20 protein-coding genes are annotated in these 18,990 nt (G+C 47.7%); 17 read left to right on the top strand and 3 right to left on the bottom strand.

All coding sequences use genetic code 11. The features are described 5' to 3' along the window. From KO512_RS05845 to KO512_RS05815, 7 genes are all read left to right on the top strand, one after another. Window positions 1–303: c-type cytochrome biogenesis protein CcmI/CycH (locus tag KO512_RS05845; protein WP_436792270.1), on the top strand; the 303-nt coding region annotated here is incomplete at its 5' end. A gap of 66 nt (window positions 304–369) precedes the next feature. Next, window positions 370–2,409 carry a hypothetical protein gene (locus KO512_RS05840; RefSeq protein WP_215951385.1) on the top strand — a complete coding sequence of 680 codons (2,040 nt, stop codon included), beginning with the start codon at window positions 370–372 and terminating at the stop codon, window positions 2,407–2,409. Window positions 2,410–2,572: 163 nt separating this feature from the next. Continuing rightward, complete coding sequence (mobH, locus tag KO512_RS05835) at window positions 2,573–4,723, top strand: MobH family relaxase (protein WP_215951384.1); 2,151 nt, start codon at window positions 2,573–2,575, stop codon at window positions 4,721–4,723. A 48-nt stretch (window positions 4,724–4,771) separates the two neighbouring features. Continuing rightward, window positions 4,772–6,607, top strand: coding sequence for a conjugative transfer system coupling protein TraD (traD, locus tag KO512_RS05830; RefSeq protein WP_215951383.1), 1,836 nt, complete (start codon window positions 4,772–4,774; stop codon window positions 6,605–6,607). A gap of 9 nt (window positions 6,608–6,616) precedes the next feature. Next, window positions 6,617–7,177: a conjugative transfer protein gene (locus KO512_RS05825; protein WP_215951382.1), complete on the top strand. Its 561-nt coding sequence runs from the start codon at window positions 6,617–6,619 to the stop codon at window positions 7,175–7,177. Further along, window positions 7,164–7,799, top strand: a complete 636-nt coding sequence (locus KO512_RS05820; RefSeq protein ID WP_215951381.1) for a DUF4400 domain-containing protein — start codon at window positions 7,164–7,166, stop codon at window positions 7,797–7,799. Before KO512_RS05825 ends, KO512_RS05820 begins: the two co-directional genes overlap by 14 nt. A gap of 152 nt (window positions 7,800–7,951) precedes the next feature. Next, window positions 7,952–9,058, top strand: coding sequence for a Fic family protein (locus tag KO512_RS05815; RefSeq protein WP_215951380.1), 1,107 nt, complete (start codon window positions 7,952–7,954; stop codon window positions 9,056–9,058). 268 nt (window positions 9,059–9,326) lie between these two features. Here KO512_RS05815 and KO512_RS05810 read toward each other — a convergent pair whose 3' ends face one another. After that, window positions 9,327–9,539, bottom strand: coding sequence for a HigA family addiction module antitoxin (locus KO512_RS05810; protein WP_215951379.1), 213 nt, complete (start codon window positions 9,537–9,539; stop codon window positions 9,327–9,329). Between the two features lie 233 nt (window positions 9,540–9,772). Here KO512_RS05810 and traL point away from each other — a divergent pair, with 233 nt between their 5' ends. From traL to traA, 6 genes are all read left to right on the top strand, one after another. Beyond that, on the top strand, window positions 9,773–10,054 hold the full coding sequence (gene traL / locus KO512_RS05805; RefSeq protein ID WP_000433891.1) for a type IV conjugative transfer system protein TraL: 282 nt from the start codon (window positions 9,773–9,775) through the stop codon (window positions 10,052–10,054). Window positions 10,055–10,062: 8 nt separating this feature from the next. Next, a complete protein-coding gene (locus tag KO512_RS05800; RefSeq protein WP_001922895.1) occupies window positions 10,063–10,677 on the top strand; it encodes a TraE/TraK family type IV conjugative transfer system protein in 615 nt (204 codons plus the stop codon). Continuing rightward, the gene (locus tag KO512_RS05795) at window positions 10,658–11,560 is read left to right on the top strand and encodes a TraK domain-containing protein (protein ID WP_354667734.1); all 903 of its coding nucleotides are present in this window, start codon (window positions 10,658–10,660) and stop codon (window positions 11,558–11,560) included. The genes KO512_RS05800 and KO512_RS05795 overlap by 20 nt, the downstream gene beginning before the upstream one ends. Next, complete coding sequence (locus tag KO512_RS05790; RefSeq protein ID WP_215951378.1) at window positions 11,560–12,849, top strand: TraB/VirB10 family protein; 1,290 nt, start codon at window positions 11,560–11,562, stop codon at window positions 12,847–12,849. Before KO512_RS05795 ends, KO512_RS05790 begins: the two co-directional genes overlap by 1 nt. A 74-nt stretch (window positions 12,850–12,923) precedes the next feature. Then, complete coding sequence (locus KO512_RS05785) at window positions 12,924–13,496, top strand: TraV family lipoprotein (protein ID WP_215951377.1); 573 nt, start codon at window positions 12,924–12,926, stop codon at window positions 13,494–13,496. After that, window positions 13,493–13,879, top strand: coding sequence for a TraA family conjugative transfer protein (gene traA / locus KO512_RS05780; protein ID WP_215951376.1), 387 nt, complete (start codon window positions 13,493–13,495; stop codon window positions 13,877–13,879). Before KO512_RS05785 ends, traA begins: the two co-directional genes overlap by 4 nt. A gap of 16 nt (window positions 13,880–13,895) precedes the next feature. Here the strand turns inward: traA and KO512_RS05775 are convergent, their stop codons facing one another. Together KO512_RS05775 and KO512_RS05770 are read right to left on the bottom strand one after the other, a co-directional pair. Next, on the bottom strand, window positions 13,896–14,426 hold the full coding sequence (locus tag KO512_RS05775) for a GNAT family N-acetyltransferase (RefSeq protein WP_215951375.1): 531 nt from the start codon (window positions 14,424–14,426) through the stop codon (window positions 13,896–13,898). After that, complete coding sequence (locus KO512_RS05770) at window positions 14,417–14,683, bottom strand: DUF1778 domain-containing protein (RefSeq protein WP_000212004.1); 267 nt, start codon at window positions 14,681–14,683, stop codon at window positions 14,417–14,419. Before KO512_RS05770 ends, KO512_RS05775 begins: the two co-directional genes overlap by 10 nt. Before the next feature lie 366 nt (window positions 14,684–15,049). Here KO512_RS05770 and KO512_RS05765 point away from each other — a divergent pair, with 366 nt between their 5' ends. Genes KO512_RS05765 through KO512_RS05750 form a run of 4 tightly spaced genes read left to right on the top strand, consistent with a single transcriptional unit; the run spans window position 15,050 to window position 18,977 of the window. Then, on the top strand, window positions 15,050–15,742 hold the full coding sequence (locus KO512_RS05765; protein WP_215951374.1) for a DsbC family protein: 693 nt from the start codon (window positions 15,050–15,052) through the stop codon (window positions 15,740–15,742). Continuing rightward, a complete protein-coding gene (gene traC / locus KO512_RS05760; protein WP_215951373.1) occupies window positions 15,742–18,141 on the top strand; it encodes a type IV secretion system protein TraC in 2,400 nt (799 codons plus the stop codon). The genes KO512_RS05765 and traC overlap by 1 nt, the downstream gene beginning before the upstream one ends. After that, a complete protein-coding gene (locus tag KO512_RS05755; RefSeq protein ID WP_215951372.1) occupies window positions 18,134–18,481 on the top strand; it encodes a plasmid-related protein in 348 nt (115 codons plus the stop codon). Before traC ends, KO512_RS05755 begins: the two co-directional genes overlap by 8 nt. Next, on the top strand, window positions 18,465–18,977 hold the full coding sequence (locus KO512_RS05750) for a S26 family signal peptidase (protein ID WP_215951371.1): 513 nt from the start codon (window positions 18,465–18,467) through the stop codon (window positions 18,975–18,977). The genes KO512_RS05755 and KO512_RS05750 overlap by 17 nt, the downstream gene beginning before the upstream one ends. The last annotated feature ends 13 nt before the right edge of the window (window positions 18,978–18,990 follow it).

The following is an 18,990-nucleotide window of genomic DNA, read 5'->3' as shown; positions in this document are numbered from 1 at the left end:
AGCCTAGTCACACCGGATATGACGGTATTCATTTATGCAAGACCAGTGGGCGGCCGTATGCCATTGGCGGCTAAGCGTTTAACTGTAGCTGATCTGCCACTCACCGTTGTGCTGGATGATAGTACTGCAATGAGCCCACAAGCTAAGCTTTCAGGGGCCGAAACGGTAGAGTTGGTTGCGCGGATATCGGCTTCAGGACAACCGACACCTCAGCCGGGTGATTTGAGCGGAATCATTTCTTCTGTTGCTGTTCATGGGCAAGTTGATATATTAGAACTATCTATTGATCACGTCGTTGAATAATTGATGAAATCCAGCACAGGAGTCTCTGTGCCATGTATATAAATTAGATAAGGGTAATATCTGGCAATGGAATTAGGATTACGCGAATGGCTAATTATCGGTGGCGTGATAGTTGTTCTCCTGATTGTATTGGATGGTTGGCGCCGGATGCGTGGTAACGGTAATCGACTGAAGATGAAAATCGATAAGTCGTTAACGGATCTACCTGAGGTCGTCGAGGAATCTTCCTTTAATCCTGAATTGCCGGGTGGCGGAGCGCGTGTGGCTAATAGTCATGGCGAGACCCGCGCGGACTCCCGTCGAGAACCTACTTTTGCTACGGATACACCTGTTGCTAAAGCGGAGCCTAGCTTTAATAAGCTAGATCTTTCACCTGTTCGAAAAGTGGCAGCTGAGACGCAGGCGTCAGCACCGGAGAAGGCCAAGCTAGATTCTGCGTTTGAGTCGACACTCAAACCTGAACTCAAAAAAGAAGCGTTTAAGCCCGCAGCGTCAAAAGGTACGCCTGTTACCACTCCTGTGGCGCGACAAAACGGGTCAGCCAGCGTTGCTAATCAATCAGAGCAAGCTGAATACAGTATCCCATCGCTGTTAACACCCGACGTGACGGATGAGAATGACCCGCTGTTTGCGCCTGCCGATAGTTTTCCCCCTCACCATGATGGCCCCTCATTCGATGAAATGGATGAAGGTGTTTCTGCGGCTCGTGTTGTGCGTACCTCTGAGCCGGAAATTCCGGTGGAAATGACGATAGCAGAACCTTCGGTCGACGATTCGGCAAGCACGCTTGATGAGAGTGATGTTGTCGATGATGTTCCTATGATTCAATCTATTGTTCAGCCAGAGCCAGAGCCAGAGTCTGATGAAAACTTGCACATCCCTATCATCACAACGGGTAATAAAGTTGAGGTCGTTCCCCACGATATTGTTCTTGGTGTCAACGGTGACTCTGCTCAGTTTGGCCTATTGGGAGAGGTCCATGGACGGAAAATAGCCTTAGATTTAAACCATACACACACACTAAGTTTATTTGGTGTTCAAGGTGGGGGCAAAAGCTATACATTAGGCTCAGTTGTGGAGATGGCAACTAAATCAATTCCATCGATCAATACGCTGCATAAAGAGTTGGCCAGTGTGATATTCCATTACAGTGCTACTCAGGACTATAAACCTGAGTTTACGTCGATGATAGCCCCAAATGATGATGTTACTCAGTTAGCTAAGCTTAAAGAAGTATATGGTGCGGAGCCAGCTTCCTTAGATGATGTTGTGTTGTTAGCTCCTGAAGACAAGTTAAACGAACGTCGTGCTGAGTACCCTGGAATTGAGGTACATCCGTTGAAGTTTTGTTCTTCTGAATTGCAAGCTGGACACTGGAAATTTTTGATGGGGGCTATCGGCAACCAAGCCGCATATATCCGCCAACTAGGCAATATTATGCGTAAAAATCGAAATAACCTCTCGATCCAAGCGATAAGGGATGGAATACAAAACTCTAGTCTTTCGGATTCACTTAAAGACCTAGCAGACATGCGTTTGGATTTTGCTGAACAATACATTGATGACCAATTAAACGTTGGTTCGCTGATTCGACCAGGCAGAATGATCGTTGTAGATGTTCGAGACGAATTCATCGAAAAAGATGAGGCATTAGGCTTATTTGTGGTGCTTCTGCAAATATTCTCGGAAGCCAAGTACCAAGGGCAGTCTTTTAACAAGCTAATTGTGTTTGATGAATGTCATAAATACATCGATAGTCCAGACCTAGTAAAAGGGCTTGTGGAAACGGTACGCGAAATGCGTCACAAGGGCACCAGTGTCATGATTGCCAGCCAAGATCCACCGTCTGTACCGGTGGAACTTATTCAGCTTTCATCACAGATTATTCTGCATAAGTTCAACGCTCCGGACTGGTTAAAGCATATTCAAAAAGCCTGTATCGGTTTGAAATCACTAACGCCTGAGAAGCTTGGAGCGTTAAAACCAGGTGAGGCATATATTTGGTCTAGCAAAGCCAGTGATAACGCATTTGTCAGCGACGCAATGAAGATTCAGTGTCGCCCAAGAGTGACTAAGCACGGTGGGGATACTTTGACCGCCGTGTAAGCAAAGGTCGTTTATCGTAGATGCAATTTCAAAATTGATTCTGAGCATGCGTCGACTTAACTCGGTGCGATGCCAATGTTCATCGATTAGATTAGTTTTTTTTGTATCTTCCTAACTCACAATCTCAAAGTGAACCTTCACACTATCGTGTCGGAGGTTCACTATGTTCAAAAACCTATTTTTTCAAACCAAAGCAGTACCAGAGCTTTCATCGCAACTGGATACAGACATTCCACGCTATCCGCCGTTTCTGAAGGGGTTGCCAGCTGCGTCACCCGAGGATTTGCAGTCCACACAAGACGAGCTAATTGCCAAACTGCGCCAAGTACTTGGCTTTAACCAGCGTGATTTTCAAAGGCTGATTCAGCCCTGCATTGATCATCTGGCGTCCTATGTTCACTTGTTGCCAGCTTCTGAGCATCATCATCACAGTGGTGCTGGTGGTTTATTACGTCATTCGTTGGAAGTTGCTTTCTGGGCGGCACAAGCTGCTGAAGGGATCATCTTTGTTGCCAGTGGCACACCTGTTGAGAAAAAAGAGCTGGAACCAAGGTGGCGTGTTGCAGCGGCTCTTGGCGGTTTGTTCCATGATATTGGTAAGCCCGTTTCAGACCTGTCCATCATAGACGAAGATGGACGCTATCAGTGGAACCCTTTTTTAGAAACATTATCTCAGTGGACCAGTAACAACAGCATTGAACGCTATTTCATTCGCTGGCGCGATGGACGGTGCAAGCGGCACGAGCAATTTTCAATTCTGGTGTTAAACCGAGTGATGACTCCTGAGTTGCTCGCCTGGTTAACTCAACCTGGCCCTGAGATTTTGCAAGCCATGCTGGAGGCAATTGGCAATACCGATCCCGAGCATGTCCTGTCTAAATTGGTCATTGAAGCCGACCAAACCAGTGTCCAGCGAGACCTGAAAGCTCAACGAATTTCCGTTGACGACAATGCCCTTGGTGTCCCAGTCGAACGCTATCTACTTGATGCCATGAGGCGATTACTTGCCAGTTCGCAATGGCTGGTCAATCAGCGAGACGCCAGAGTCTGGGTACGAAAATCGAATCAATCGACCAATCTTTACCTGGTCTGGAAAAGTGCCGCTAAGGACATTATTGAGCTATTGGCCAAAGACAAGATACCAGGCATCCCAAGAGATCCCGATACCCTTGCGGACATCCTCATTGAGCGAGGATTGGCCACGAAATCCGGCTCAAATGAGCGATATGAAAGTCTTGCCCCTGAAGTACTGATCAAAGACGACAAGCCAATCTGGTTACCCATGCTGCATATATCTGGGGCCGATTTATTGTTCAGCTCGAATGTGCCAAGTGGTGTGACGCTGTTTAGTAAACCTGAGTGGGAAGCAACACAACAATCACAAGCAGAGCCTCAGAGTCGCTCTAGTGAGCATTCAGACTTGTCTGAAGCGTCATCATCAATCGAACAGAGCAGTTCGACTGAGTCGCCATCGACAAAATCGTCCGAACAAGATGATGAACTTTGTCATGCCAGTGATGTTAATAACCCCCAGGCAAATGAGAATGTTTCGGATGATGGATGCGAAATACCTAACGATTCAAACGATGCTGCAATCGCGAATAACGTAAGCCAGCAAAACGAAGAAGCATTGAATTTGCCAGAATCTTTGGCGTGGTTCCAAGAGGCCAGCAGTGCGTTGATTATGGTTGGTGAACAGATACTGATCCGCTATCCCGATGCCGTAAGACATTGGTGTGCACCCCGAAAACTGCTTGCTGAGCTCAGTCGATTGGATTGGCTTGAATTAGATCCCGCAAACCCGACACGTAAGGCCAGAACTGTAACTACGAAAGATGGCGTTCAGGAACAAGGGTTACTGCTGAAAGTATCGATTTCTAAAGGGCTTACTGCACTGATTGACCTTCCCAAACAAGACGCAGAACCGGTGGCAGCAATTCAGAACGAAGAGGCTTCAAAGCGTCCGAGTCGAACTAAGACAACCAATGCCCAAGCAAAAGAGCCCGCCTCAAGAGCGGAGCGTAAGCAAAAGCCGATTACGTCCAATGCGAACTCAAGTACAGACTCCAAACACGCACAGCGCCAACAGATGGTTAATTTTGTGAAAGATTTGCCCATCTTACTGACCGATGGCGATTACCCAGACGTGGATCATAGTGCCGATGGTATTCGCGTCACGATTCAAACCTTACGCCAAGTCGCCAATGAGCATGGCATTCCAGCCGGACAACTGCTTCGGGGGATCTCGGCCAGTGACCAATGCCAGTTTGATGAGGGGGAAACGGTTCTGTTTACCGCTCACGCTAAACGTTAATCCATTTGAAATTAAGCGGATTGCAAACGGTTATTTTGCGGAGCATGAATGAAAGAAAACGCATACGAAATGCCCTGGCGCACGAACTATGAGGCCATGGCAGCAGCAGGTTGGCTGGTTGGAGCCACTGGGGCGATTGCCGCAGAAATGCTGACGGAGCTACCACCTGAGCCATTTTGGTGGATGACAGGGATTTCCTCGGGCATGGCGTTGTACCGCCTGCCCGAGGCTTATCGTCTTTATAAGTTGCAGAAGGGGCTAAAAGGCAAACCATTGGCTTTTATGGCGCTGTCGCATTTGCAAAAAGTGATGGCAAAACATCCTGATGAATTGTGGTTAGGTTATGGCTTTGAGTGGGACCAACGTCATGCTCAACGTGTTTATGAAATATTAAAACGTGATAAGCAAACCTTGCTTAACCAGGGTCACGCCTCTTATCGAAAGAATAGCCAAATGGGTTCGACTTGGATTCATGGTGTCGAGCCCAAAGAAGAAGATGTGTACCAGCCAGTTGGTCACACAGAAGGGCATACTTTAATTGTCGGTACGACCGGTGCGGGAAAAACCCGATGCTTTGATGCGATGATCACCCAGGCCATTTTGCGCAATGAAGCCGTGATTATTATTGACCCCAAGGGAGACAAAGAACTTAAGGATAATGCACAGAGAGCCTGTATTGCCGCCGGTAGTCCTGAGCGCTTTGTGTATTTTCATCCAGGTTTTTCTGAGCATTCAGTACGTCTTAATCCTCTTAGAAACTTTAACCGAGGCACTGAAATTGCCAGCCGTATTGCGGCATTAATCCCATCCGAAACCGGTGCTGATCCATTTAAAGCCTTTGGCCAAATGGCACTGAATAACATAGTGCAAGGGTTGTTGCTTACTTCACAGCGCCCTGATCTGAAGACACTGAGGCGATTCTTGGAAGGCGGTCCTGAAGGCTTGGTAGTAAAAGCCGTCACGGCTTGGGGTGAGCAGGTGTACCCGAACTTTAGTGTGGAGATTAAGCGCTTTACCGAAAAGGCCAACACCTTGGTTAAACAAGCCATGGCGATGCTGCTTTTCTACTACGAACGCATTCAGCCCGTTGCCGCCAATACCGATTTGGAGGGGCTTTTAAGCATGTTCGAGCATGACAGAACTCACTATTCCAAAATGGTCGCCTCACTAATGCCGGTGCTCAATATGCTCACTTCAAGTGAACTAGGCCCACTGCTATCACCTATTTCAAACGATGTGGATGACAGCCGGTTAATTACGGATTCTGGCCGTATTATCAACAATGCCCAAGTGGCGTATATCGGCTTGGATTCATTGACCGACGGCATGGTTGGTAGTGCTATAGGGTCGTTGTTGTTATCAGACCTCACCGCCGTGGCCGGTGACCGCTATAACTATGGCGTCGATAACCGCCCTGTGAATATCTTTATTGATGAGGCCGCAGAGGTCGTCAACGATCCCTTCATTCAACTGCTCAATAAAGGCCGTGGCGCAAAAATGCGTTGTGTGATTGCTACTCAGACCTTTGCTGACTTTGCAGCTCGTACAGGCAGTGAAACTAAGGCTCGCCAGGTGTTAGGTAACATCAACAACTTGATAGCTCTTCGGGTGATGGATGCCGAAACGCAGCAGTACATTACCGACAACCTGCCTAAGACCCGGTTGCAATACATCATGCAAACTCAAGGTATGTCGTCCAACTCGGACAGCCCAGCATTGTTTACCGGCAATCATGGCGAACGCTTGATGGAGGAAGAAGGCGATATGTTTCCACCGCAGTTATTAGGCCAACTTCCAAACTTGGAGTACATCGCCAAGCTTTCTGGTGGCCGTGTGATCAAAGGCCGAATTCCTATTTTAACCAGCTCTACACAGGCAGCCTAAGGAGTCTGTATGCATCATTCTGTTTGTCTGAAAATGACAACACTTACCAGTAAAGAAATGCTTGCTCAGTGGCAGCAACATACCCCCCAGTTCAAGGAAACCCTAAGACTGCTTGAAACCGACTGGCCTCATGCTTTGGTTTCGGTGTATTGCTTGGCGGACTATTTAACGGATGCGTTCATGTTAGATGGCCATTCCATCTTTGATTTGTGCCTGTCTAATGGCTTGGGTCGCTATGAAGAAGTTAGTTGTGATGATGACAGTGTACGCCTGTGGCATTTCATTGAGGCGCTGACCTGGACTGCCGCCAGTGCTTTAACGGGGATTCGTCTGCGTGATCCTGACCATTTTGAGTGGGCCGCCGTGGATGGTGTGTACTTCCACACCTGGATTCGTAATCGTCCAAATCGGATGGCGTATCTGGTTGAAGGCCACATCGATGTGCGTTATGTGAGTGGTCATACGACGACAAAGCGGATTCAGCAAGTGATTAAAACTCGAATTATGACGCCGACCGTTGCTGCCATGCTGGCCCGAGTAGAAGAGGATGTTTGGCATGAGCAAGCATAAATCGGTTTGGCTGCTGTGTCTGGCACTGATGCTGGAGATTATTGCTATTGGCGTGTTAGTGCCCGGTGATTGGGCTGCTCGGGTCATAAGCAAAGAGAAGCAGATGATCCAAAATCAGTTGGGCGATCAAACTAGCCATTGGATTAGTCAAACTAGCCATCGTTGGTATCAGTCATGGATTGTGGATACGCAGATGGAACAATCTGTGCGTGATTTTCTAATTCCCACTGAAGAGCAACGACTGCGTTCTAAAGGGATGGAGAACATGGGCGGCTTTTGGTTTGTCTGGGTAGAAGACCGTATTCAGGCATTTTTTGATGTGTTATACCAAGTGTTCACTCGATTTGCTTTGCTGATGGTCTGGTTGCCCTTTGCGCTTATTCTCATGTTACCGGCACTGTGGGACGGCTTGATGACCTGGAAGATTAAGAAAACAACCTTTGATTTTTCGAGCCCTATTATTCACCGCTACAGCATGATAATACTGGGCTCTGGCGTCATCTTATTATTTATGGGATTGTTCGCCCCGCTGGCTATTCCACCGGTGGTGCTACCTTCGCTGATCATCGGTTTGGCATTGATGGCGGGGTTGGCGTTAAGTCACTTGCAGAAGAAGATATGAGGCCTAGGTTAATGGCTGCCAAGACAGGTGATAACATCGAGTGATGATATGAATACCTGGCTTATTCGCATCATAACTAGATTTGATTGTGGATTTTATTCATATCATAATATGATTTGAATAAGGTGTTGTTTAAATCAAAAGGCGACAAAATGTGGATCTGGCAACAAGCTGATTGGCCAAACTTTATCTGGGATGAAAAAGTCATTGAACCCAAGTTACGAGACATTCGCTTTCACCAAGGAATGTTGTTAGGCAAGATGACGAGCCAACCTAAAAACCAAAAGCAAAGTGTGTTAGACACGCTATTGGCGAACATTATTCATTCGAGTGCCATTGAAGGTGAGAAGCTCAACGCTTTTTCTGTTCGTTCGTCGTTGGCTAATAAGCTTGGTCTTTCTGAGGAAAAACCATTTCCAACCACTGAACGTACAGATGGCCTCGCAGAAATAATGATAGATGCGGTGGATAATTTAGACTCGCCGCTCTCTCTTGAGAGAATATTACAATGGCATAAACGACTGTTTCCTGGGGGCTACACCTTGTTCAACCCTGTTATAGGGGGACAGCTACGCGGGGATGAGCCTATGCAGGTTGTGTCGGGTAGGATTGATAAACCCACAGTACATTTTGAAGCGCCGAGCCGAGAGGTGCTTGAGTCCGAACTAGGCGTGTTTATTCGCTGGTTTAATGACTCTCGTGAGGACCCAGCTTTAGATCCATTGCTTAGAGCTGCGATAACACATCTTTGGTTTGTGACTCTCCATCCTTTGGATGACGGCAATGGCAGGATCACCCGCTTACTCACTGATTTGGCACTGGCACAGGCTGAGCGTCAATCAGTCCGTTTCTATGCGATGTCAGTGGCGATTTTAGCCAACCGTAAAAGCTACTACGAAATATTAGAGCAATCCCAGAAAGGTGAACTTGATATTACCGCTTGGCTTATGTGGTTTTTAAACACCTTAGGTGAAACATTCACTAATGTGCTAGAAGAAATCGACCAAACGGTTTTTAAAACAAACTTCTGGCGAAATGTCGATCAAACGCGACTCACCTCAGAACAAGTAAAAGTGCTCAATCGAATGCTGGATGGGGATTTTGACCAAGGCATTAATACGTCGCAATATCATAAAGTGGCGAAAGTGAGTAAGCCAACTGCTTCTCGTCATTTAGCGGCTTTGGTCGAGCTTGGTTGCTTAGTAAAAAGTGACGCCGGGGGGAGGAGCACTCGGTATAAGCTGGCGCACTTGAGTTAAAAACACGAGCATTGAGGGAATACGCCAATAGAACCAGAGACAGTTTTAAACTAGCTGCTTAAGGGTTGCGTGTTCGAACGTTTTTGTGTGTAAGTTGACGCCCCGTGACTGAGTTTATGATATTCACAAGCAACGCTAGGATTTTTAATTGCTTTCTTTTTCAATGTTTTTAGAGACATCAATTTTACCCCTATGCTAGTTCATAAGGTTGGAGTTGCAGCGTTGCCTTTTGACTTCTGAGAGACGATAAATCATAAGCATTTTGCAGTCACAACCAGTGGTCAGCAGATGGCTTAGCAAAAGCCAGTTCCAAGCGTACAGCCATTCCTGGAGTAATTGCACCTCGTCCGTTTAATGCCTTGGATAGGGTTTTACGGCTTATATTTAAATGCTCTGCAACATCGGTAATCGTCAACTCCAACGGCTTGATGACCAACTCTTTTAATATCTCACCAGGGTGAGCGGGGTTATGAATGGCCATGAGTGATAATCCTCGTAGTTGACAATTTCTGCATCACATCCGTTGAATCTGAACGTAATGCGTCAATTACCATGACCCAGTTGTAACCCTTAAGGTTGCGATATCAAGATGGTTGTAAGAGCAGAATCGCTAAGTCACCTCAAAACCTTCAAGAATTCGGCATCTAGCTGACCACTGAACCTGTCAATCCCAAGGCATTCTTCACTTCTCAATTCAAACAACGAGGAGTGACTATGGAACCTGTAAGTATTCCATCTTATATCGATGACCCGCCGCACTTCCTGCTTTGGAGTGCCGATGAGATGGCTCCCATTCTGTTGGGGCTAGTGATCGGCATTTTTACCGGTAATGCCTTGGTTTTATGTCTGTTGGGCTTGGTAACAACCAAGCTCTATCGGCGTTTTCGTGATGGTCGCCCAGATGGTTTTATTCTTCACGCCATCTACTGGGCTGGACTGTTGCCAACCAAAGCCAAGACGATCCCTAACCCATTTATCAGGAGCTATCTGCCGTGAAGTTCGACGTGTTTTTAAAATCATGGCAAGGCACGCAATTAGAAAACCGATGGCAACGGTTCCTGATTGCGGTGCTGGTGCTATCTAATTTGCTGCTTGCGGTAGCGGCATTTTCTCGCAATACCGTAGTGGCCATTCAACCGCCAACCTTGTCTGAAACGGCTGAAGTGTCACGAAACCAAGCTACTCAGCCTTACCTGGAATCCTGGGGGCTCTATCTGGCTGAGCTTATGGGCAACGTGACGCCGGGTAATGTGTCTTTTATCCGGGTTGCTATTGAGCCGCTACTTTCTCCAGCGGTGTACCAGCAAGTGGTCGATGCACTGGAGATTCAGGCAAGACAAATCCGCGAAGACCGAGTTACGCTCAAATTCCAACCCAGACAAGTGGAGTATGAGTATGAAACCGGCCATGTCTTTGTGACCGGTTATTCCTTGGTCTCTGGACCATCTGGCGATGAGCAGCGCCAAACTCGCACCTATGAGTTTGACATCGATATTGAGCAATACCGTCCAAAACTTAGCTGGATGGATACGTATGAGGGGCAAGCTAGAACGAAGCGAGTTCGTGAAAAGTTGACCCAAGAGCAAAACCGGAGGGTGAATGATGCGAACCAAAATTAGTCGATGGATGACACCAGGCTTAATCGCAATGAGCTTGAGTGGCGTCCTGTTATCTCAAGCGTCGTATGCAGACGTGGAATTGCCGATTGTGCCAGCCAGTGTGATGAAGCAGTCTGCTACAGCAAATCCACCTGTTCAAACCAATACGGTTTCAACGGATGTGCCAACAACGTTACTGATGACACCGGGGGTTAATGAACTGATCCCTGTAGCGCTTGGGCATCTGAATCGGATTGTGACGCCGTTTGAATCGCCTCAGGTGAGAACAACCAGTGATGCTCAGACGCAAATCAAGGGGAATGTTGTATATGTGGCCACGGACAAAGAATCACCGGTTTCACTTTACATCACTCCGCCTGGTCAGGAAGCGCCCGCATTATCTGTCACCTTAGTACCTCGTCGTATTCCACCGCGTGAAATCACCTTAGCTATTGATGGTCAGCAGTGGCCTATTAAGGGCGTCGTGAACCGAAGAGCCGCCACTTGGGAAACGGCTCAGCCATACGTCGATAGCTTACGTGATTTACTCAGACGCCTTGCATTAAATGAGTTGCCACAAGGCTATGACATCCGTTTGGCTGGCCAAACAGACATCAGCCCGAAATGCTTTCAGCCTGGCTTAAAGTTTGGTTTTAAGCAGGGGCAAATTGTGACAGGGCATTACTTCACCGTCTATGTAGGACTGGTGGAAAGCTTTGCCGATGAGCCGATAGAATCCAGTGAATTAGCCTGTCATGCACCAGATATAGTGGCAATCTCCTACTGGCCTCGCAATATCTTGTTGCCGGGTGAAAAGACGGAGTTGTATGTGGTTGTTCGCAATCATCGTGAAGAAGCGGTGGAAAGTCAGCGACCTTCGCTTCTTGTGGGAGGTGAGTTTTGATGAAAGCACAATGGGAACAAATGAGCCCGAACATGAAGCGGGGTCTATCGGTTGCTGGTATTGCTGGTGGTCTCATTCTTATGGTGATGGTGTTTTCACCTAATCCTGACGATGGCTCAAGCAGTCGGAACCGACAGGAAACGATCCGGCACATTCTTACGGATACCAATACTCGTGATGTTGGGGTCGATAGTTTGGCTGCGAACGTAAAACTACTCAGTGAGCGCAATGAACAGTTACGTCGTGAAGTTGAGCGCTTGCGTCGTGACGTCGATTCAGGACGGCTAAGCCCAGGTTCGCCTTCTATACCAAGTGAGGTCAATGCGGAGCTGGCCCGCCTTAGAGCGGAACTTGATGATGTTCGCGCTGGAGGTGATGCAGCAGTTGAAGGCACAAGTAACCGTTTTGAAGTGCCTTTATCTGCCATGGAATTGCCTAAAGAAGAAAAGCCACTGCCGTCTAACCCAGACGACTATTTTGCCAATGCGCCGCTGCCTGATCCGCTCTATCAGCAGCCAGTCAATGGTCAAGGTACACGAGCACGGGATGTTCCATTGCCGCCAATCACGATTCGTATGATTGAGCCTGAAGTGGTTGCTGAACCAGAGGTTGTTGTGCAAGAAGCGCCGCCTTTGTATCTACCGGCGGGCAGCATCATCTCAGGTACTTTGATCACAGGTTTGGATGCACCTACTCACGAGTCCGCAAGACGCGAACCTTTTCCTGCATTGCTGAGGATTCAAAAGGAAGCCATTTTACCCAACCGATTTAGAGCGGATATCAAAGAGTGTTTCTTGATCGCCGCAGGTTACGGTGATTTGAGCTCTGAGCGTGCCTATTTGCGAGGCGAGACCATTTCATGTGTGAGAGAAGATGGCGGCGTCATTGAAACACGACTGGATTCTTATGCCGTGGGTGAAGACGGCAAAGCCGGTATTCGTGGCCGGTTAGTGTCGAAACAAGGCCAACTGGTGGCCAAATCAATGATGGCCGGGTTCCTTCAAGGGTTGGCTGGCGCATTTGATGTAAATCCTGTTCCGACGATTCAGACGGGTAATGCCGGTGATACTCAGCTGTACCAGCAAGTCATGAGCCAAGAAGCATTACAAGGTGCTGCGATTAAAGGCACGGGTAAAGCATTGGATCGAGTGGCCAAGTTCTATTTGGACATGGCTGAAAATATGTTCCCAGTCATAGAGGTAGACGCTGCAAGGAAAATTGAAGTCATAGTCACTCGTGGTGCCTCGTTGTCGTTGGCCACTTCGCAAGGGGGAGGTGCAAGAAGATGAAAAAATCCTGCATGTTGCTAACCGATCGAAGTCCGTTTCAGACAATAAGATGTGTATCCAGAGGAGAGTTAACCATGACGACATCAATGCAGAACAACCCAAAGCACCAGTCAAACCAGTGGTCTAAAACTGGATTATTTTTCTTGGCAGTCGGCTCAACCTTATTGTCGGGCTGTAGTTCATTGGGTCTTGGGAGTAGTGAATATGGATGCCCAGGTATGCCTGACGGTGTGCGCTGTTTATCCGCTCGTGAAGTCTATGAGCTTACCAGTAATGGGGCTGCACCCAAGACGATTGATGTTGTGGCGACTCGAATGGGTTCTCCCTCTGGGTATTCACAATCTGATATAGAAACAGGACTGCTGAGCCATCCAGCATTACCTGAGACGCAGCAATCTGCACCTATTCGCATTCCTTCAAGAGTGATGCGGATTTGGATTGCGCCTTGGGAGGATGACCGTGGGGATCTGAATTTATCCAGCTACGTGTTTACCGAAATTGAACCGCGCCGGTGGGATATTGGGGTGTCAGCACCTCGAACGGTTTCGCCAGTGCTACGTCCACTTCAGACTCAAAGCGATTCAGCCTCAGCGGGAGCTGATGGTAAGCGCGATAACTTGAGTATCTACGGAGAAACTAACGAATGACAAATGTAGTTAGCAGCATTCAAACTCAACGCCTAATGACCATTGGTGCGCTTGGTTTGATGACTTTAATGATTTCGGAGCCCTCATTTGCGGGCACCGGTGGTGGTGCTTTCACCGATGTGTGGGATACCCTAAAAGATTGGACCCAAGGTACTTTGGGACGGATCGTAGCGGGAGCCATGGTTCTGGTGGGTATTGTGGGCGGTATCGCTCGCCAAAGCTTGATGGCTTTTGCCTTGGGCATTGGTGGCGGTATGGGTCTCTACAATACGCCAACAGTCGTTGAAAGTGTTATGTCTGCAACCTTACCTGTTGTTATCAGCACTCAAGAAGTCATTGGTACAACTGTTCCAGCAATCAGCGCCGTTTTACTAGGCACTTGATAATATTGGCGGCTTCTCATGTCAAAGGGGAGCCGTCATCTCGCTCTGTGGGCAATGATTTTTCTATATCGCAGATCCGTGTCATGAGTACTAAAGGATCAATCGTCGATTCTTTGAAGCCAAATTTTTTGTAGAACGTTTGTGCACTGCTATCAATAGCATGAACTAAAATTCCTGCTCCACCGACAGCGTTCATTGCTTGTACTGAGCGAATGATACAATCTTTTAGTAGACCGGCTGCAATGCCTTGACCTTGATAGGCGTTATCCACCCCAAGCCTTGCTAAAATCACCATGGGAATGGGATCAGGGCTATTTCTTCTTAGTGAACTGAATGCTTGCTCTCTCGAAACAGAGCCCATGGCAATGGCATAGTACCCAACCACTTGGTGGTCGTCAGTGTCATTGACCACATACACTCTCGCGGTTCCCCGCTTTTGACTCTTTAATGCCTGTTTTCTTAACCAAGTATCGAGTTCTTCGATGCCACATTGAAAGGCGTTAATCTGGTGCTTATCAGTTAGTAGGGTTGGTGCACTTATTCCCAAGGGGCTTTCCTTTTAAACAGATCTTTCATGCCCTCAAGAGTCTGTGGCTCTGCACGAAGTTCGTTATCAAACGCTTCAAAAGCTTTTGCTTCAAGGACAAAATCCCGCTGTTCGGCCAGAATGCTATGCGCTTCATTGAGCGCTGCTTGCTGAATGAACACGGTTCTATCGACTTTTTTTAAACTTGCTGCGGCATCGATAATATCTCTTACCGATGGCAATACTCGCATGTTGATTGGCGCTGTTTTTGTAGCCATGACACCATCCTCTGTATATCTATTTAATACACAGTTTAAATTGTTTTTGTGTGTAGTCAATGGATATACAAAGTGTTGAGTGTGAAACTTTGAGAGTACGTGAGTTGGATTTCGACGGTAAGTAACCTTTTTGGTTTAAATTAGTGCAAAAATTAACACTATGGGTATGAAAAACAGGGTTTATCTAAACCAAATGACTTAGAGAAAATCTGTAGGGCTGCCAGAATGAAAGCTATACCGTTACGAATAATGCGTAACAACAAGTGACACCCTAGCAAGGCATCCAATTCTTCAATCTATCTAACCGAGTCCACATAGGACAACTGCATAGACTGGAGCCTCGATTTACATTAACGAGGACTCCTCATGCGAAAACTATCTCCAATTATTCTGACGCTTGCGCTGTCTCCTTTGGTTCAAGCCGAGCCAGTGTCTGAAGTGTCCCCCGTTGGCAAAATTGACGGCATGGTTTCTTTACCTGTCACGGGTATGAAAGCGGTCGAAAGCAATGGCCGTATTGTTTTCATGTCAGACAGTGGCCGGTTCGTCATTGATGGCACGCTCTATGATGCTTGGTCCAAAAAGCCGCTTACCAGCCTTGAAGAAATTCGAGAAGCGGGAAACACGCTGGACTTAAGTCGCCTTGGCTTAAAAATGGATGATTTGAACCCATTGACTTTAGGCGAAGGCAAAAAGAAAGTGGTGGTCTTTGTTGACCCACGGTGCCCGCACTGCCATGAGCTTTTGAAACAAGCCTTATCGTTAACCAAAGAATACACCTTCCAAATTCTCCCTGTGCCAGTTCTTGGTCCTGATTCAGAGCGTCAGGTTCGCCAGCTTGGCTGTGCGCGTGACAAAAAAGCGGCCATCGATGCATTGCTCAATGGCCGGATTGGTAACCTAGAGCAGGATGATGCCTGCAACTTAGAGCCAATGCAGCGTACCTTGGTGACGGCTCAAATCTTGGGCATTCAAGGTGTGCCTTTCATTGTCGCCAATGATGGTCGCCTCAGCCGAGGCCGTCCTTATGATCTTTCTGCTTGGTTGGAGGGGCGTTAATGAAAGCCTCTCTGTATTCAGGGCAACGCGCTTCAGAGCTGTTGCCAGTATTGGCCTATTCAGACGATGAGCAACTTTTTTTCATGGAAGACCAAAGTGTTGGCTTTGGTTTTTTATGTGATCCCTTGCCGGGTGGTGATGAGTCTGTTGCAGACAGGGTTAATGTCCTACTCAACAACGACTGGCCAAAAAACACTTTGCTGCAGTTTGGCTTGTACGCTTCGCCTGATATTCAAACCGACCTTCAGCGCATGATGGGCTTGCGGCATCGTCAATCCGATCCATTGCTCAGGGCGTCGATACGCAAACGTGCAGACTTTCTCGATGGGGGGACGGTTCAACCGATAGAAGAATCGACCCAGACTCAGGTGCGCAACTTTCAACTGATCGTCACCTGCAAATTGCCTTTGGAAAGTCCTATACCGACGGAGCGTGAATTAAGTCGAGCATCTGCGCTTCGGGCTTCTTTCTCTCAGGCGCTGGCAACGGTTGGTTTTCGAGTCACGGAGATGACTGACCGAAATTGGCTCGCGGCATTAAGTGCGCAGCTTAACTGGGGAAAAGATGCTTCTTGGCGCAATCCATCACCAATCCGTAGTGAGTCAGATAAACCACTTCGAGAGCAGGTGTTGGATTATGACCGGGCTATCAAAGTGGATAGCCAAGGTCTGATGCTGGGCGATTACCGAGTTAAAACCTTATCTTTTAAGCGCTTGCCTGAGCGGATATGGTTTGGTCATGCCGCAAGTTTTGCGGGCGATATGATGACGGGTAGTCGTGGCTTACGCGGAAGCTTTTTGCTGAATGTCACCATTCACTTTCCTTCAGCTGAAGCCATGCGATCTCGTTTAGAGACGAAGCGTCAGTGGGCGGTCAATCAGGCCTATGGCCCGATGCTCAAGTTTGTGCCAGTGCTGGCGGCCAAGAAAAAGGGGTTTGATGTTCTTTTTGAGGCCTTGCAAGAAGGTGATCGTCCTATTCGGGCAAATATGACCTTAACGCTGTTTTCACCAACGGAAGAGGCGTCCATCAGCTCTGTTTCAAATGCTCGAACCTATTTCAAAGAACTCGGATTTGAGCTGATGGAAGACAAGTACTTCTGTTTGCCTATTTTTCTGAATGCCCTGCCATTTGGTGCTGACCGCCAGGCGATGAACGACTTGTTTCGATTCAAGACTATGGCGACACGGCATGTGATCCCTCTGTTGCCTTTGTTTGCTGATTGGAAAGGCACTGGCACGCCAGTGATTAACTTTGTTTCCCGTAATGGCCAGATCATGAGTGTATCTCTTTATGACTCGGGCAGTAATTACAACTGTTGCATAGCGGCGCAATCGGGATCTGGCAAGTCATTTCTGGTGAACGAAATCATCTCCTCCTACTTATCAGAAGGCGGGCAATGCTGGGTGATTGATGTTGGACACTCTTATGAAAAGCTGTGTGAAGTTTATGACGGTGAGTTCTTACAGTTCGGGCGGGACAGTGGCATTTGCTTGAATCCGTTTGAAATCGTTGAGGACTATGACGAAGAAGCGGATGTGCTGGTTGGGTTATTGGCCGCAATGGCCGCGCCTACGCAGTTATTAACCGATTTTCAGATGGCCAATCTAAAGCGTCAGACCCGTGAACTATGGGAGAAAAAAGGTCGTGCCATGTTAGTTGATGATGTGGCAGAGGCCTTAAAAAATCACGAAGACCGACGTGTGCAAGACGTGGGTGAGCAGCTCTATCCTTTTACGACACAGGGCGAATATGGCCGTTTCTTTAATGGTCACAACAATATTCGCTTCAAAAACCGTTTCACCGTTTTGGAGTTAGAAGAGCTCAAGGGGCGCAAGCATCTACAACAAGTGGTGTTGCTTCAGCTTATCTACCAAATCCAACAAGAGATGTACTTAGGTGAGCGGGATCGTCGCAAGATTGTGTTTATTGACGAAGCCTGGGATCTGCTGACTCAAGGTGATGTCGGTAAGTTCATCGAGACGGGTTACCGTCGATTTCGAAAATATGGCGGCAGTGCTGTAACGGTAACGCAGTCGGTCAACGATTTGTACGACAGCCCTACAGGTAAAGCCATCGCAGAAAACTCGGCCAATATGTACTTGCTTGGCCAAAAAGCTGAAACCATCAACGCGCTCAAAAAAGAAGGTCGTTTGCCATTAGGTGAAGGCGGCTATGAATACCTGAAAACGGTTCATACCGTCACGGGTGTCTATTCCGAAATTTTCTTTATTACCGAAATGGGCACTGGGATTGGCCGCCTCATCGTCGATCCGTTTCACAAGCTGTTGTACTCGTCCCGTGCAGAAGATGTAAACGCGATTAAGCAGTTAACGCGCAAAGGTCTTTCTGTTGCTGATGCTATCTCCCAGTTGTTAAAGGAGCGAGGCTATGAATAAGTCCACGCTTTGGCCATTTATGGCCTCTATTACTTTGTCTATTGCTGGTAGCGGTTTAATGACCAACTGGCTCTTAATGAAAACACTCGAACCCATCAATAGCCAGTTGGCGTTGAGTACGCCCATTGCGGTCGTGGATTTTGGGGAGGCGGTGTTATCACTGGGCCCTAATGCCAGCGAACAAGACATCGAATCCAGGTTGCTTCAGACCAATCAGCAAATTGAAAAGTTAAAAACAGCCGGTTTTATCGTGCTGGATGCCCAAGCGGTGGTGGGTGCTGATGATTCCGTATTTGTGCCAGTAGGCTCAAAGGAGGTGTCTCATGCAGATACTCCGTAAAAGAATGCCTTGGCGGCCATATCTCATCCGGTTGACCGTTCTTGCGTTAATCATAGCCTTGGTAGGCACCTTCGTCATGATGCGCTACCGAATAGGTATTGATACCCAGCAAGAGCGCTGCCTGCCTGATACCACGGTGTATCTGATTGACCTATGGAATAAAGAGCCCGTTAAGGATGGTTTGTATGCCTTCCACTCAAAAGGACTTGCTCCGTTATATAACGACGGTACTCGTATGCTGAAACGCTTAACAGGGATGCCTGGGGATGAAGTCAATGTGACTCCTGAACATGTGCTGGTGAACGGTGCTGAAGTCTCAACCGGCATGGCCTTAGCCCAGCGTCTTGGTGTGGCTGAAACAGAATTTAGCCGCTCATTGACGCTGCAAGAAAACGAATATTGGTTTTCCGGTGAGGCCGCAACGAGTTTCGACTCCCGCTATTGGAACGCCGTTAAGCGCGAGCAGATTGTCGGTCGCGCTTGGCCGCTTTGGTAGGAGGTGGATGATG

Source organism: Amphritea atlantica (assembly GCF_018860855.1).
GTDB lineage: Bacteria > Pseudomonadota > Gammaproteobacteria > Pseudomonadales > Balneatricaceae > Amphritea > Amphritea atlantica_A.
The sequence above is the reverse complement of the archived record's forward strand: the minus strand, read 5'-3'. Positions and strand labels throughout refer to the sequence as shown.